This window comes from Desulfatibacillum alkenivorans DSM 16219, assembly GCF_900142135.1.
GTDB classification, from domain to species: Bacteria; Desulfobacterota; Desulfobacteria; order Desulfobacterales; family Desulfatibacillaceae; genus Desulfatibacillum; species Desulfatibacillum alkenivorans.
Genome location: NZ_FQZU01000003.1, coordinates 227,859 through 242,636 on the forward strand (window position 1 = coordinate 227,859; position 14,778 = coordinate 242,636).

Consider the following 14,778-nt stretch of genomic DNA (forward strand, 5'->3'; position numbering starts at 1 on the left):
CATTCAGGCAAGGGAGATAAGATATGGATTTTAAGGAAATAGTCAAAACACGAAGAGCAGCGAATTTTTTCGACCCGAACAAGCCGGTGGCCAAGGAAACCATCCGGGAACTGGTGGAAATGGCCGCCCAATCCCCGTCCAGTTATAACCTGCAGCCGTGGAGCCTTATGATCCTGGAAGACCCGGACGACAAAGCCCGACTGAGGAAGCTGGCTTTTGACCAGCCCAAGATCACGGACGCTCCGGTTGTTTTTATGGTGCTGGGGGATCGGAACGCCTGGAAAGAGGGCGACAAGTCCTTTGAAATGAATTTCGCCGAAATGGTCAAATCCGGAATGCCCGAGGCCAATAAGACGGGCCTGGCCAAAACCATGATCAGCCTTTACGGCGCCAGCCAGGATCATATGCAGGCCTTTGCCGCCAAAAACGCCGGCTTTTTCGGCATGTCCCTGATGTACGCAGCCAAAAGCCTGGGCCTGGAATCCCATCCCATGGACGGGTTCGACCATAACGGAGTGAAAAAGGAATTCAACATCCCGGATAACTATTGGATTCCGCTGATTATGTCCATCGGCTATTTTGACGAATCCAAGGAATACCCCGCCCCGAAATGGCGGAAGTCCTTTGAAGATATCGTCGTCTCCTTTTAGATAAAGGCGCTGGCGCAAAAAAACGTTTCAAGCTGAACCGCGGCGCTTCTTTGAAGCAGCGCCGCGGCATAGGGCATTTTTGCATTTTTTCCAGGCTGTTGACAGAGGCGTATAAATCCTTTATTTTACGCTCCAAAAAATCACTCGGTTCAGGTTCGTTAAGGCCGGGAATAAACCATAGAGAGGTTGTATGCATGATTAACGCAGGCGAATTAAGAAAAAACACCAAGCTGATGATTGAAGGGGAGCCCTACGTAATGTTGGAGGTTCAGTTCGTCAAGCCTGGCAAGGGGGTTGCCTTTTATAAATGCAAAATGCGCAATCTCATGACCGGCTCCCTGCTGGAAAGAACATACCGTTCCGGCGACACCTTCGAACCAGCCACCCTGGAAGAAAAGAAAATGCAGTACTTGTACGCCCAGGGCGACGAATACTATTTTATGGACGTCAAAACCTACGATCAGGTCATGCTGACTGCGGAAGCCGTGGGCGACGCAACGGAGTATTTGATCGACAACCTGGAAATGGACATCCTGTTCTTTGAAAACAAAGCCATCGGCATCACCCTGCCTAACTTTGTGGAACTGGAAGTCACCCAGGCTGATCCCTGGGTCAAGGGCGATTCCGTCGCGGGCGACTCCAAACCCGTCACCTTGCAAACGGGCATGGTCATCCAGGTTCCGCCTTTTGTGGAAGAAGGCGCCATCATCCAGGTGGATACGCGCACCCGCGCTTATGTAACCCGGGTGAAAAAGTAACGGCGCCATTCAAAATGCGGTGCGATTCGGGGGCTTTACAGCCCCCGTTGTTTTTGAGGGAAACATTTGGCCGGCAGAAAGCAATTGCAAACCCGGGCGGACCTGCTTTTTCACATCAGGCGCTTTTTCCGCAGCCAGGGATTCCTGGAGGTGGAGACGCCCATCCGCATCCCGGCCCCCATTCCCGAAGCCCACATTGACGCCGTGCCTTCCCTGGATTGGTATCTCCACACCTCCCCGGAATCCTGTATGAAACGCCTTTTATCCCAGGGATATGAAAAAATATTTCAAATCTGCCGGGTTTTCCGGGCCGAGGAACTGGGCGCCCGCCATCTGCCTGAGTTCACCATGCTAGAATGGTACAGGACGGGCGCGGACTATAATCAGTTGATGACGGACTGCGAAAATCTGCTGGCCTTTTGCCTGGAATCCATGCCTGACAAAGATCCTTTGGTCTATCAGGGGAAAAGGATAGACGCTTCTTCACCGTGGCGAAGGGAGAGCGTTTCTGACGCGTTCAGAAAATACGCCGGGGCATCCATTGAAAAGGCCCTGGAAACAGACCGTTTCGATGAAATCATGGCCTTTGAGGTGGAGCCCGCATTAGGGCTTGATCCGGTTTTTCTGTACGACTACCCCATAGAAAAGGCGGCCCTGGCCCGCCCCAAGCCGGAAGATCCTAATCTTGCCGAGCGTTTTGAGCTGTATATCGGCGGCATGGAGCTTGCCAACGCCTTCTCCGAGTTGGTGGATCCGGTTGTTCAGGCCGAGCGATTTAAAAAGGAAGAGGAAGAGCGCGTCCAGGCGGGAAAAAAGCCCTATCCATCCAACGAAAAATTTCTCCATGCTTTGGAAACCATGCCCCCCTCCGCGGGAATCGCTCTCGGCGTTGACAGGCTGGCCATGCTATTCGCCGGCGCCGCCGACATCGCCCAGATAAGCGCCTTCACGCCCGAAGAGTTATAAAATTCAGCCAACAAAAAACCGCCGGCGCGCAAGGGCGCCGGCGGTTTTCATCTTAGGAATATGCTTATCCAGCTACGACACCATCAGGTTTAATGGCTCGATGTACTTGGGGTCTTCATTTTCCATGACGGCGATGATTTCCTTGTGCAGCCTTTTTTTATGCTCTCCAAAGATCGGGCGCCCCTTTTTGAAGGTTTTGGCGAAGGCCATGGCTTCCGCAAGCAATTCTTCCTTGTCGGCGCAGGCTTTTTGGATGACGTGGCTCTCTTCCAGTTCCTGGGCGGCCACCCTTTTGCCGGTCAGTTTCCACTCATTGAACTTATGGTAGGGGATGGACTTTTTGCAAAAAGCGATCATGCCGGGCATAAAGGGGATGTTGACGTCCACCTCGGGGAAGCAGAAAAAGCCCCGGTCGGATTTCATAAACCGGAAGTCGCAGGCGCAGCAAAGCATGGCGCCGTTGCCGAAGGCATGGCCGTTGATGGCGGCGATGACGGGAACCGGCGCCAGCAGGCAGTTCTTGAACACTTCGTTCATGCCGTACATAAAGGCCTTCATGGATTCCGTATCCCCCGCCTGGAAACGGCCGCCCAGCCAATCCAGGTCCACGCCTGCGGAAAAAATCTTTTCCCCGCCGGAAGTAATGATAATCGCAGTGGTTGCTTCATTATCCAAGGCTTCTTTAAAGCACTTGTTCATGGCGTTTGCGAATTCCAGGTTCTGGCGGTTCTCGCCGTTATCCATGGTTATGACCGCCACGGTTTCATCATATGTCAGACTGGCAATGCTCATAATGCTCTCCTCTCAGAACAAATTAGTTTTTCTTTTTGTTCCACAAACCACCCGTCCCCGTCAATCAGAACCCGCTTATTTGCTTGATAAACGCACGGGAATGATTTCCCCGGCCGCTTCAATTTCAAAGCCTGTTCCTTCCGAATAGTGCAGCAGAGCCTGGTTTTCCACGCCGCCGGCCAGGGCGGGATATGCGGCGCGCAGATGGCTAAAGTCGGCGGTTTCCAAAAAAACTTTCAAAGCGTCAATTTCCTGCTCTAAAGAATCCAGGTTTTCGGCCGAAGATTTCAAGCAGGCGGAAAGACGGTCTTCATAGGCTCTGCGAGAGCCGCCCTGAATGCACTTTTTTGAAATATCTATTAATATTTTCAATGGGTAAAACTCCTTTTCAGGGGTGCATATTTCCATTGACAAATGGGCTCCCAGACCGTATGTAAGCCCCGTCGTTGGCCTTTATTGTAATTTTATTACATTCATGGCAATAGATATTCATTAAAAAATCCATAGAGTAAAGGAGCATTATGCCATGATGGTGCCCAGATGTATGTTTTTTACCAAGGGGGTTGGAACGCACAAGGAAAAACTGGCCTCGTTTGAAGAAGCGCTCAGAGACGCACATATCGCGCATTTCAACCTAGTGTCGGTTTCCTCCATTTTTCCGCCGCATTGTGAAATCGTAACCATTGAAGAGGGGCTGTCCCTGCTTCATCCCGGCGAAATAACCTTTTGCGTCATGGCCCGGGAAGAAACCATGGAGCCCGGCCGCAGAGTCTTCTCCAGCGTTGGGTTGGCCATTCCTGCGGAATCCGGCCGTTACGGATATTTGTCCGAACATCATGGCTTCGGCCAGACCGAGTTGGAAGCCGGGGAATACGCCGAGGACCTGGCCGCCGAAATGCTGGCCACCACCCTGGGCATTGAGTTTGACTCGGACAAGGACTATGACGAACGCCGGGAAGTCTACAAGATGAGCGGCAAGATCGTGGAAAGCCAGCATATCAGCCAGGCCGCCCTGGGGGCCGAAGGCAACCTCTGGACCACGGTGCTGGCAGCGGCTATTTTCGTGTTATGATGCGTCCGGACTTTGTTCCATTCGGAGGAGGCGAGGTCCCTGAAACGGACTTGGAGTCCAGCAGGATAGTTGTGCTCCCCCTGCCCTATGAAGCCAATCCATCCTATGGCGAGGGCAGCCAGGACGGACCCTATCATATTCTGGACGCCTCCACCCAAATGGAAGCCGTGGATGAAGAAACCGGCCAGGAGTGGACGGATTTGAAAATCCACACCTGCCGGCCACCCTCCATTTCCCCGGAGCCTGAAAAGGCCGTTTTGGAGATTGAAGCGGCGGCCAAAGCCATTCTGGATAAGGGAAAACGCCTGCTTGCCCTGGGCGGCGATCACGCCGTGACCATCGGAACGGCCAGGGCGGCGGCCAAGGCGTATCCCGGCATGGGCATCCTGCAAATCGACGCTCACATGGATCTGCGCGATTCCTGGAACGGCAGCAAGTTCAATCACGCTTGCGTCATGCGCCGCCTTGCGGGGGACGATAAAATCCCCTCCGTGGCCGTGGGCATCCGGTCCTTCAGTGCAGAGGAAAGAGATTTCGCCCGCCAGACCGGGCATCAGGTTTTTCTGGCCCATGGAATCGATCCCAAGGACGATGAGTGGATCGATCAGGTTATCAGCATGCTGCCTCAAAACGTCTATCTGACCCTGGACCTGGACGGCCTGGATCCCTCGGTGATTCCAGGCACGGGCACCCCGGAGCCGGGCGGTTTGTCCTATCGCCAGGCGCTCGACCTGATTCGCAGCCTGGGCGCCCGGAGAAATGTGGTGGCTGCGGACATTAACGAGCTGGCGGCCATTCCCCATACCCACGTCTCGGAATACACCGCCGCCCGCCTGGCCCAAAAAATCCTCGTGTTTTGCTTTGGATAGCGTCCCCTGCTTTATCTATTTATTCTGATGTGTCATAGTTGTCAGGTTCAAGCTGCGACCGTTTTTTCCCGAAAAAAAAAGACAATGGAGAATGCCGCCCGATGCCCGACTATCCTTATGCAACCATCCATCAAATGATCCATGGCGATTCCACGGCCATGAAAGAGATCGCGGATCAAAGCATTGATCTGGTCGTGACCTCTCCGCCCTATCCCATGATTCAAATGTGGGACGGGGTTTTTGCAGCCCAGGATCCCGAAATAGGCGAGCTTTTGGAACGCGGATACGGCCTAAAAGCCTATGAACGCATGCATGTTATTCTGGATAAGGTGTGGGCCGAGTGCTTCCGGGTTATGAAATCCGGCGCCATTTTATGCATCAACATCGGGGACGCCACGCGCAGCATAGACGGGGAGTTCTCCCTATATCCCAATCACGCACGGATTCTTTCCAGCCTGACGGATTTGGGGTTCAGCATCTTGCCGGAAATTCTTTGGCGGAAGCAAACCAATGCCCCCAACAAATTCATGGGCTCGGGCATGCTGCCCGGCGGGGCGTATGTGACGCTTGAGCATGAATTCATCCTGGTGGCCCGCAAAGGCGGCAAGCGTGCGTTTAAAGGCCCGGAAAAGCAAAACAGGCAAAACAGCGCTTATTTCTGGGAAGAGCGGAACATCTGGTTTTCCGACGTGTGGATGGACCTGAAAGGCGCCCGCCAGGAAATCGGCGAAAAAAATCTCCGGGAGCGCAGTGCGGCCTTTCCTCTTGAATTGCCTTTTCGCCTGATCAACATGTACTCCGCCAAAGGAGACGCGGTGCTCGACCCGTTTGGAGGCTTGGGCACCACCATCCTGGCGGCCATGGCCTGCGGAAGAAACTCAGCAGCCTGCGAGCAGGACAAGGAATTGTGCAACGCCTTTTCGCCCCAAGCCTCGAATTTCATAGACTTCGCCAACAAGCGCCAGGAAGAAAGACTTGCACGCCATGTGGATTTCGTACTAAAAAGATTTGAAGACAAAGGGGCTTTTCGCCACAAAAACAACTGGTATGGATTTCCTGTGATAACAGGGCAGGAAAAAGAACTGGTTTTGGACAGGTTAACAAGCCTGAAGAAAACCGGAGACGGCTGTTTTTCAGCAGAGCACGGCCCACTGGAATGGGTTCAGGAAAAGCAGGATTGGGTCTTGTTTATCGATGGGAATAAAAAGACCGCACCAAAGCCCAAGAGACCGAATAAGTCCAAAAAAACACAAAATCAGCTCGTTCAGACCACTCTTTTCGATTGAACAGGCTGGCTAAGGAACTCGGGAGTAAGCAACTCAATGGCAGACAGCCCAAGCAAACCATCCAAGCTGGATGAATCGTTTCTGGCGGGCCTCGCCGACTTAAAAAAAGTCGGCCGCTACGAAATTATCTATAAGATTGGGCAAGGAGCCGCAGGCATTGTGTATCTGGGGCGCGATCCCTACATCAAACGGTACGTCGCCATTAAGATCTCCCGCCCCACCTCCGAACGAGGCAAGGAGCGCTTTTTTGTGGAAGCCCAGTCCGCCGGCCGCCTGAATCATCCAAACATCGTGGCGGTTTACGACCTGGGGGTTTATAACGAATTCTGCTACATCACCATGGAATACGTGGAAGGCCACACCCTGGAAAAGGTCTGCCGCGCCAAAAAGCTCCTGCCTCCCCGCCAGGCCCTGGAAACCATGTTTTCCGTGGTCAACGCCTTTGATTACGCCCACAAGGAAGGCATCATCCACCGGGACATCAAGCCCTCCAATATTATGGTGGACGTCATGGGCAACGCAAAAATCACGGATTTCGGCACCGCCCAGATGACCGAGGAAACCTCCGAAATGGGCATTTGGGGCACCCCCAGCTATATGTCTCCGGAGCAGTTGCAGGAAGAAGACGTAGGCCCATTTTCCGATATTTTCTCCCTGGGCTGCGTATTTTACGAAATACTGACCGGCAAGCAGGCTTTTCCCGGCAACAACAATTTTTCCATCATGTACAAGGTCACCAACGAAGAGCCGCCTCCCATCTCTACTATTCGTAAGGACCTGCCTCCGGCCGTGGATCAAATCCTGAAAAAAGCCCTGGCCAAGAAAAAGCAAGACCGCTACCAAAGCTGCATGGACTTCGCCTACGACCTCAAGTTCGTGCTCCGGGGCCTGGGCCATTCCCGCGCTCCCAAAAAGGACAAGGTTCAGGACGCCATAGACTTCATCCACAACGTGCCTTTTTTCCGGAATTTCACCAAAGGGCAGGTGGCTGAGGTGGCCAATGTTGGGGAAATCCTGAAGTTTGAAAAAGGACAGGACATCGTCAAGGAAGGGGAGATTGACGACCACTTTTTCATTATCTTGTCCGGCCGAACGAAAATATCAAAAAACGGCCAGCAGGTGGCCGTGCTCAGTTCCGGAGAATGCTTCGGCGAAATGGCTTTTATCGCCTGCCAACCCCGCGTAGCCACGGTCACGGCTGACACCGACTGCATGCTCATGCGCATTTCCGCCACATTGTTCGACCGTTCGCCCCCGCCCGTCCAACTCCGTTTTTTCAAAAATTTCGCAACCATCCTGGTCCGCAGATTCTCTTAAAAAAGCTCATAATTGCCGTATCGCTTTGGGCGTTTTGCAGACGTCGCGTTATTGCGTCTTTTTTTCAGCCGACAAGCGTGAACAAAAGGTCTTGACGTGCAGTCACATTTTGTTTTATAGAACATTTAGTTTGAACTAAACGTTCTATAAGGAGACTGTTATGGCGAGCCAAATATCCCAGGCAAGAGAACATTTCCTTTCCGGCGTCAGCAGAATCGCCTATTTTTGGGGCTTCCCAAAAGCCATGGGCGCCATCTACGCCACAATCTACCTCTCCCCAAAGCCCGTCACCCTGGATGAATTGGTCTCCCAGGTGGGGGTCAGCAAAGGGGCGGTGAGCACCAGCGTAGCCCGTCTGCAGCGATTGCAGATGGTGCACAAAAAACTCAAGGTGGGGGATCGCAAGGACTATTACACGGCTGAGACGGACTTTTGGAAGATCGTTAAAAGCATCCTGAAAGAACGGGAAAAGCACGAATTCGATCTGGCCTTGCGGACCGTAGGGGAAAGCATGGAGATCTTGGATGAGGCGGATTCGCCCGACGATGCAGAACTGGCCGCTTTTTATCGCGAGCGCATGGGCGCCATGAAGCGTTTTTTCGACTCCCTGGACAGCCTGGTGGCTGCAATCATCGCTTTAGACGACTTTCGGGTCGCCGCGGTGTCCAAACTTTTCGGCAAGTTGTTCGATTCCGAGTAGCGGGCGAATCCATTGCAAGGAGGTTCCTTATGAGCGGGAAAATCGTGCACACGGTGACCGGAGCTTTTGGATTTTCGGGGAAATATATAGCTCAGCGGCTATTGGACGACGGGTTGATTGTCAATACTCTCACCAACTCTCCAGACAGGGACAATCCCTTTCATGGTCGAATTACGGCGGAGCCTTTCAATTTTGCCAAACCGGATCTCCTAACCAAATCATTGGAAGGAACCCGGGTTTTGTACAACACCTACTGGGTGAGGTTTAATCATAAAACCTTTTCCCATCAGGAGGCCGTTAAAAACACTTTGGCTTTGTTCAACGCGGCGAAACAAGCTGGCGTGGAGCGTGTCGTCCACGTAAGCATCACCAATCCTTCCGGCGAGCATGGGCTGGAGTATTTCCAGGGCAAGGCTGAGTTGGAGCAGGCCTTGACTGAGAGCGGCTTGTCTTACGCCATTTTGCGGCCCGCCGTTTTGTTCGGGAGAGAGGACATCCTTATTAATAACATCGCCTGGATGTTGAGGCGATTTCCTGTTTTCGGAGTGTTCGGAGACGGCGAGTACAAGATTCAGCCCATTTATGTGGACGATTTGGCTGCATTGGCGGTGGAGCAGGGGAAAAGCAGGGATGATGGGATTATTGAAGCCATCGGCCCTGAGACCTTTACGTACAATCAGCTTGTCCGAGAAATCGGAAGAATAATAACAAAACCCAGGCCTCTGCTTCACATCTCTCCCGCCTTGGGATTTACAATCGGCCGATTGGCCGGACTTGTTCTGCGCGACGAGGTGATCACCAAAGAGGAAATCAAGGGCCTGATGGCCGGAACCCTTGCCGTGAACGCCCCTCCGGCGGGCGCCACCCGTTTGACGGCTTGGGCTGAGGCCAACAGGGACAATCTGGGAAAGCGATACGCCAGCGAACTGGCTCGCAGGCGTGACCGACGCACGGAATATTAATGCGCCATTCCATTTCCCGGTTTTTTGTTACCTTGAATGACGAATGGCCATGACGGCCTGGTTGCGCAGGGTTTTGATGTAGTTGTGGTGCTCGCCGCCGATGACCACGCCCGGCTGCTCCCGGTCCATGTAGAACATGCCGATGCATTGGTTATTGACCACCACGGGGTATAGGGCGAAAGCGGGCGCCAGGACGGCGTCAATATACCATTTGGGCAGCTTGCCCTTTTCGTGCAGTATTTTTATGTCGTCGATCCTGATGTCTTTTTTTTGTGCGACGCAAAGCTGGAACACATCCCTGGGGTTATTGGGGGCGCCCACGTCAAAGCTGAATTTTTTAAGCAGATTGTCCATGTCCAGGCCAAAGCCGAAACGGGCGGTCATCGTGGTTTTTGTATTGTTCATGACCGCAAACAACACCCGTTGAAAGCCAAAACCCCGATACATGGTTTCCAGCACCATAAAAAGCATGTCGTTGAGTTTGTACTCCTCCAGCATGGCGTTGGTGATTTCCTGGATGCCCGTGATCAGCACGCTTACCTGCTCCTGGGTCTCGGAGAGGGAAGGCTCCTGGAGGGGAGCGCCGGCCAAAGGCGCGGCGGGAAGGTCGCCAGGAACGGCTTCTGCAGCCGGAACGACCGTTGCAATGCCGTCATCTTCAATAGCTTTGATGAAAGGGCTTTTTTGAACGTCAATGCCTAAGATATTGGCGTATTTTCCGATCATATCCTTGGCGCCGTGCAGCAGGCCCTCAATCTTTTTGGTGGAAAGGGGAACGCTTTTTTGGTAGCGGCGGGCTATGCCGTCCAGAATTTTTTTTCTGTCGTTTCCTTTGGAATTGCTCACAGCCTCGCAGACCTCATTGGAGAGATTGGCTAGGTTCCGCAGCATTTCCTCCGGGGTTTTGGGGCGATCCACATTTCCGGGCGGCAGGGTGCGCAGGGTCTGGACGATTTTATCCGGGAACTTCCAGTTTTTAGCCACGGCCATGCCAAGTTCTTCAAAGGAGACGCCCAGAATGGATTTGGAGGCGTGCTTCTCGCTAAGATCCTTTTGGATCATCCGTTTTTTGATTTCGTCATACTCGTCAGGCAGATAAAAGGCGGCCAAATGCCTGCCCAGATTGTGCAGCATGGCGCAGACCAGGGCTTCTTCCACGCCCTTCATCTGCATGCTGTCTCCAATTTCCTTGGCGATCATGCCGCTCATAAAAGCCTTCACGGAAGCGTCCTTCAGGTCCTCACGCTGGCTTTTGTTCTGGATGTGATCGAAAAGCATGAGGCTGGCGGCGGCCATGCGGACTTCTTCAAAGCCCAGAACCACCACGGCGCGGCTGACAGTGGTTATTTTGCCGGCGAACTGGCCGTAAAAGGCGGAGTTGACCAAACGCAGGAGTTTGTTGGTCAAGGAAAAGTCTTTGAGAATCACCCGGGAAAGGTCGGCTGCCGAGGCCATATTATTGCCGGCCATGGAGGCTTTTTTGTTGATCTCAATGACATTGGAGGAAAAAGTCGGGAAATCTTTTTTGTAGCGCATGCGTTTCAGAATGAACTCCACAGCGCTGTTGGTTTCCGGATCCCCGCCCAGGCCATGCCCGTCTTCGTCGGATTTCAGCCAGGCCTCCAAATCCACTTTCATGTCATCGGCGGAGGAATATCTGTTTTCCGGGGCTTTTTCCAACGCTTTCAGCACAATGCGGTCCAGCTTGTCGTCTACATTGGAGTTGATGGAGGACGGCTTGGGCGGCGTTTCGTAGGCAATCTGATACAGCACTGCGTAGGCGTTTTGGCCGGAAAAGGCAGCCCTGCCGGTCAGCATCTCAAACAGGATAACGCCCAGGGAAAAAATGTCCGCCTGGGGGGTTAAAGGCCCTTCAACCCCATGCTCGGGAGACATGTAGTTTACTGTGCCGGCCATTTGGCCGGATTGGCTCTTGGCGTCGTTCATCATGATGGATATGCCGAAATCCATGATGCGCGGCGTGTCGTCCTCCTCCACCATGATGTTATTGGGACTAAGGTCCTTGTGAATAATGCCGGCCTTATGCGCGCTGCCAACCCCGGCAAGGATTTTAATCATCAGGTTGACCGCCCGAGAAACCTTCAACGGCTTCTCCTTGGCGAGGATTTCCTTTAGGGGTTTCCCTTCTATATGCTCGAACACGAGATAGGGGCGATCCCCATGCGACCCGGCCTCATACAAGGGGGCCACATTGGGATGCTTCAACTTGCTGACGGTTTTGGCTTCCTTGATAAGCCGTTCCCGTTTTTCCAGGCTGATATTCCGGTATGCATCCAGGGTTTTTATGGCGACTTCTCTGCCAAGATTGGGATCCTGGGCCAAATAGACGACGCCCTGGGCGCCTTTGCCTAAAACTTTTAAAATTTTAAAACGGCCAATTTTGACTTGAGTCCCCTGAGCAGGGGTCCTGTCTTTTTTATAGCCGGATCCATTGGCGGCGGCAGATTGCATGGATGGTCCTGTCTGAACAAAGTGAATGACGATTATACCCTCAGGGCCGAACGCCGCGCCCTCTGATGGTTGAAGAAGGCATGGCCGTTAAATTAATTGAATTTACCGGATGCAAAAAACGGGCCGAAGCCCGACGCTACTTAATAGGCTGGAATGGGGCGATTTTTGCGAAGTACAGGAATCCGTGCTTGTCAAAATAATGGCAATCATTCCTATCATCCTTCAAATAGGAGAGGGTTCCCTTTAGTATTTGCAATCCAATCCGGCGCCTTTTCTTATTATCGGCGCCTTTGTGGGCTGGCTTGATCCCCCAAAAAAAACAAAATCCACCATTCCTCCCCCATATGGGGGATTGCATCGAGACGAATTAATGATTCTATTATATGGAGACAAAGCACTAATCCTGGTTTGTAGGGAGAAAAAAATATGAGCGGAAAAAAAAGCACGGTAGACATTTACAAACTGCTTGAAAAATCCAATTGCAGGGAATGCGGATATCCCACATGCATGGCCTTTGCAGCGGCTGTTTTTCAGGGCCGAAACCACCTGAGCGACTGCCCTCGTTTGGACCCGGCCGTGGCCGAGGCTGAAGGCGGGGCTCCGGCCAAAACCGTAGATCCCAGCGAGGAAATGAACAAAGCCCTGGAGGAGTTTCGGGCGCAAATGAAGGATGTGGATCTTGAGGCCAGGGCCAAGGTCCTTGGCGGACGCTACGCCAACGGCCGGTTGATCCTTAAAATCCTGGGAAAAGACTTTGGCGTGGACAACGCGGGCAAAATCCATACAGACATCCATGTCAACCCCTGGGTGGCGGCGCCATTTTTCGCCTACGTGCTTCAGGGTCAGGGGGTGGAGCCCTCCGGGGAATGGATTTCCCTGCGGGAGTTGGAGGGAGGGCGGCCCTTATATGGCTTGTTCGTCCAAAGGGTTGAACAGCCCATAAGAAAGGTGGCGGACGCCTATCCCGATCTCTTCGCCGACATGGTGGACCTTTTCGGCGGCAAGGAGGTTGAACCGGCATATCAATCGGACATCTCCGTGGTCCTGCAGGTTTTGCCCAAGGTTCCCATTATGGTTTGCTACTGGAGGCCGGAAGACGGCATGGAGTCCAACTTCAACCTGCTTTTTGACGGCAACGCAAACAAAAACCTCCCGACGCAGGCTTTGTACACCCTGAGCGGAGGCCTTGGGAACATGTTCGAAAAGCTGGCTTTGCGCCATGGCGTGGCCGTATAAAATTACATTGGAGTTCAGCTGAGGGTTTTAGGGTCCGGGCGCGCCTCGGACCCTTTTTGTAAAGTGATGTATTTTGATGTATTTGGGGGTTAATTTCTGGTTTTTATCAATATGAAAGCGGCTATGCTGCCTCTAAGGCATTAAGCCCCAGGAAAAACCGGCGTTCCTTCCATAAAATTCTCACCGCAACCCGCCGCGCCAGGATTTCCGGGCATGGACACCACTGTTTTTTCATGCTAATCTTTCGCCAAAAAAGGGGAAAATTGACGCCGGATCAAGAAGCCGCCGCCGGCGGCCGCATGCGTTTTTAACAGCCGCGGATCCTTATATTTACCATTTTTCTATTAGTTGTTTATCCTCCTTAAGGAAGAATACAACCCTCCGCGAGGAACCCATGAAGAAGGTGTTGCTGGTGGAAGACAGCCCCTTGTTTGGGGATACTGTCAAAGCCGCCATAGAGGACGAGTTCGAGTGCCGGGTCATGTGGGCCCAAACCATGGCCGACGCCCAGGCATTGCTTGAGAAGCACAACGGCGATTTTTGCGTCAGCGTTTTGGATTATAACCTGCCGGACGCCTCGGATGGCGAGATTCTGGACTGCGTCCTGGCCTGGAACGTTCCCTCCATTGTTTTTTCCGGAATTTTTGAGGATGACGCCCGGGACTTTATCTGGTCCAAGAGGGTGGTCGACTACGTCCTCAAAGGCGGCCCCGAAAGCATTGAGTACCTCATTTCCCTGATTCGTCATATTTTTCACGCTCGAGAAACCAAAGTTCTGGTCGTGGACGACTCCCGGGTTTTTCGGGCCATGGCCTCGGAACTGCTTTCGGTGAGGCAATACCAGATTTTTCAGGCGGAAAACGGCCGGGAAGCCTTGGAGATTATGCAAGAGCATCCGGACATCCGCATGGCGATCATAGACTACTACATGCCGGAAATGGACGGCATAGCCCTTACCAATGAGTTGCGCAGGCGCTACAACCGGGATCAACTGGCCATCATTGGGGTGTCTACGGAGGGCGGCGGCATGATTTCCGCCCAATTTATCAAAAGCGGCGCCAACGACTTTTTGAACAAGCCTTTTTTAACAGAGGAATTTTATTGCAGAATCACCCAGAACATCGATTTGCTGCGGCATATCAAACGGGTTAAGGAGCTTTCCAGCCGGGATTACCTGACCAACCTGTTCAACCGCAGATCCTTCTTTGAATACGGCCAAAAACTCTATGCCTCGGCGATGCGCGATCAAACGGTCATTGCCGTAGCCATGCTGGACGTGGATGAATTCAAAAGCGTCAACGACTCCTTCGGCCATGATGCGGGGGACGAGGTGCTTAAAACCGTGGCCGACACCCTCATGGAGTCTTTCCGGGAAACCGACATCGTCTCCCGATTCGGCGGGGACGAGTTCTGTATAATCATGGCGAATCCCGACAAAAATGAAATGCCCGCGCTCCTGGAGAGGATCCGCACGGCCGTAGAGAATAAATACATAGAAGTGGACGGCCAACAGGTCAATGTCAGCATCAGCGTGGGCGCCTGCACAGAGCTATGCGACTCCCTGGACATCATGATCAAGAAGGCGGACCAAATGCTGCGGCAGGCCAAATGTGCAGGTAAAAATAATGTGCAACTGGTTACTGCGTGCTAGCGCCGCACCCTCTTGGCGACAGGCGAAGATGCGGAGCAATTCAGAAA

14 protein-coding genes are annotated in these 14,778 nt (G+C 52.9%); 11 read left to right on the forward strand and 3 right to left on the reverse strand.

What is annotated here, in order from left to right; translation table 11 throughout:
- Positions 1-23 precede the first annotated feature (23 nt).
- The 3 genes from BUE18_RS04420 to epmA all read left to right on the forward strand — a co-directional run bounded on the left by BUE18_RS04420 (position 24) and on the right by epmA (position 2,374).
- Positions 24-650, forward strand: a complete 627-nt coding sequence (locus BUE18_RS04420; RefSeq protein ID WP_073473287.1) for a nitroreductase family protein — start codon at positions 24-26, stop codon at positions 648-650.
- A 194-nt stretch (positions 651-844) separates the two neighbouring features.
- Positions 845-1,408, forward strand: coding sequence for an elongation factor P (gene efp / locus BUE18_RS04425; protein WP_073473289.1), 564 nt, complete (start codon positions 845-847; stop codon positions 1,406-1,408).
- A gap of 66 nt (positions 1,409-1,474) precedes the next feature.
- Positions 1,475-2,374, forward strand: a complete 900-nt coding sequence (gene epmA / locus BUE18_RS04430) for an EF-P lysine aminoacylase EpmA (RefSeq protein ID WP_073473292.1) — start codon at positions 1,475-1,477, stop codon at positions 2,372-2,374.
- A gap of 72 nt (positions 2,375-2,446) precedes the next feature.
- Here the strand turns inward: epmA and BUE18_RS04435 are convergent, their stop codons facing one another.
- Positions 2,447-3,166, reverse strand: a complete 720-nt coding sequence (locus BUE18_RS04435; RefSeq protein ID WP_073473295.1) for an enoyl-CoA hydratase/isomerase family protein — start codon at positions 3,164-3,166, stop codon at positions 2,447-2,449.
- A gap of 75 nt (positions 3,167-3,241) precedes the next feature.
- On the reverse strand, positions 3,242-3,538 hold the full coding sequence (locus BUE18_RS04440) for a hypothetical protein (protein ID WP_139264607.1): 297 nt from the start codon (positions 3,536-3,538) through the stop codon (positions 3,242-3,244).
- A gap of 154 nt (positions 3,539-3,692) precedes the next feature.
- Between BUE18_RS04440 and BUE18_RS04445 the strand changes: the two genes are divergently transcribed.
- The 6 genes from BUE18_RS04445 to BUE18_RS04470 all read left to right on the forward strand — a co-directional run bounded on the left by BUE18_RS04445 (position 3,693) and on the right by BUE18_RS04470 (position 9,372).
- On the forward strand, positions 3,693-4,238 hold the full coding sequence (locus BUE18_RS04445; RefSeq protein WP_170868264.1) for a pyruvoyl-dependent arginine decarboxylase: 546 nt from the start codon (positions 3,693-3,695) through the stop codon (positions 4,236-4,238).
- Complete coding sequence (gene speB, locus BUE18_RS04450; protein ID WP_280173692.1) at positions 4,238-5,107, forward strand: agmatinase; 870 nt, start codon at positions 4,238-4,240, stop codon at positions 5,105-5,107. The genes BUE18_RS04445 and speB overlap by 1 nt, the downstream gene beginning before the upstream one ends.
- Before the next feature lie 101 nt (positions 5,108-5,208).
- Complete coding sequence (locus BUE18_RS04455; protein WP_073473303.1) at positions 5,209-6,393, forward strand: DNA-methyltransferase; 1,185 nt, start codon at positions 5,209-5,211, stop codon at positions 6,391-6,393.
- A gap of 36 nt (positions 6,394-6,429) precedes the next feature.
- On the forward strand, positions 6,430-7,710 hold the full coding sequence (locus BUE18_RS04460; protein WP_073473306.1) for a serine/threonine-protein kinase: 1,281 nt from the start codon (positions 6,430-6,432) through the stop codon (positions 7,708-7,710).
- Between the two features lie 160 nt (positions 7,711-7,870).
- Positions 7,871-8,410, forward strand: a complete 540-nt coding sequence (locus BUE18_RS04465) for a GbsR/MarR family transcriptional regulator (protein WP_073473309.1) — start codon at positions 7,871-7,873, stop codon at positions 8,408-8,410.
- Between the two features lie 29 nt (positions 8,411-8,439).
- Positions 8,440-9,372, forward strand: coding sequence for an SDR family oxidoreductase (locus BUE18_RS04470; protein WP_073473312.1), 933 nt, complete (start codon positions 8,440-8,442; stop codon positions 9,370-9,372).
- A 27-nt stretch (positions 9,373-9,399) separates the two neighbouring features.
- Here the strand turns inward: BUE18_RS04470 and BUE18_RS04475 are convergent, their stop codons facing one another.
- Positions 9,400-11,844, reverse strand: a complete 2,445-nt coding sequence (locus BUE18_RS04475; protein WP_083610761.1) for a serine/threonine protein kinase — start codon at positions 11,842-11,844, stop codon at positions 9,400-9,402.
- Between the two features lie 426 nt (positions 11,845-12,270).
- Here BUE18_RS04475 and BUE18_RS04480 point away from each other — a divergent pair, with 426 nt between their 5' ends.
- Together BUE18_RS04480 and BUE18_RS04485 are read left to right on the forward strand one after the other, a co-directional pair.
- Positions 12,271-13,080, forward strand: a complete 810-nt coding sequence (locus tag BUE18_RS04480) for a DUF3786 domain-containing protein (RefSeq protein ID WP_073473314.1) — start codon at positions 12,271-12,273, stop codon at positions 13,078-13,080.
- A 394-nt stretch (positions 13,081-13,474) separates the two neighbouring features.
- Complete coding sequence (locus tag BUE18_RS04485) at positions 13,475-14,731, forward strand: diguanylate cyclase (RefSeq protein WP_073473317.1); 1,257 nt, start codon at positions 13,475-13,477, stop codon at positions 14,729-14,731.
- The last annotated feature ends 47 nt before the right edge of the window (positions 14,732-14,778 follow it).

What these genes read in the sequence shown, in the direction of transcription:
- BUE18_RS04445 (WP_170868264.1), top strand. Translation starts at nt 3,693, where the DNA reads ATGATGGTGCCCAGATGTATGTTTTTTACCAAGGGGGTTGGAACGCAC.
- BUE18_RS04435 (WP_073473295.1), bottom strand. Translation starts at nt 3,166, where the DNA reads ATGAGCATTGCCAGTCTGACATATGATGAAACCGTGGCGGTCATAACC.
- BUE18_RS04465 (WP_073473309.1), top strand. Translation starts at nt 7,871, where the DNA reads ATGGCGAGCCAAATATCCCAGGCAAGAGAACATTTCCTTTCCGGCGTC.
- BUE18_RS04460 (WP_073473306.1), top strand. Translation starts at nt 6,430, where the DNA reads ATGGCAGACAGCCCAAGCAAACCATCCAAGCTGGATGAATCGTTTCTG.
- BUE18_RS04470 (WP_073473312.1), top strand. Translation starts at nt 8,440, where the DNA reads ATGAGCGGGAAAATCGTGCACACGGTGACCGGAGCTTTTGGATTTTCG.
- efp (WP_073473289.1), top strand. Translation starts at nt 845, where the DNA reads ATGATTAACGCAGGCGAATTAAGAAAAAACACCAAGCTGATGATTGAA.
- BUE18_RS04475 (WP_083610761.1), bottom strand. Translation starts at nt 11,844, where the DNA reads ATGCAATCTGCCGCCGCCAATGGATCCGGCTATAAAAAAGACAGGACC.
- BUE18_RS04420 (WP_073473287.1), top strand. Translation starts at nt 24, where the DNA reads ATGGATTTTAAGGAAATAGTCAAAACACGAAGAGCAGCGAATTTTTTC.
- BUE18_RS04480 (WP_073473314.1), top strand. Translation starts at nt 12,271, where the DNA reads ATGAGCGGAAAAAAAAGCACGGTAGACATTTACAAACTGCTTGAAAAA.
- BUE18_RS04455 (WP_073473303.1), top strand. Translation starts at nt 5,209, where the DNA reads ATGCCCGACTATCCTTATGCAACCATCCATCAAATGATCCATGGCGAT.
- speB (WP_280173692.1), top strand. Translation starts at nt 4,238, where the DNA reads ATGCGTCCGGACTTTGTTCCATTCGGAGGAGGCGAGGTCCCTGAAACG.
- BUE18_RS04485 (WP_073473317.1), top strand. Translation starts at nt 13,475, where the DNA reads ATGAAGAAGGTGTTGCTGGTGGAAGACAGCCCCTTGTTTGGGGATACT.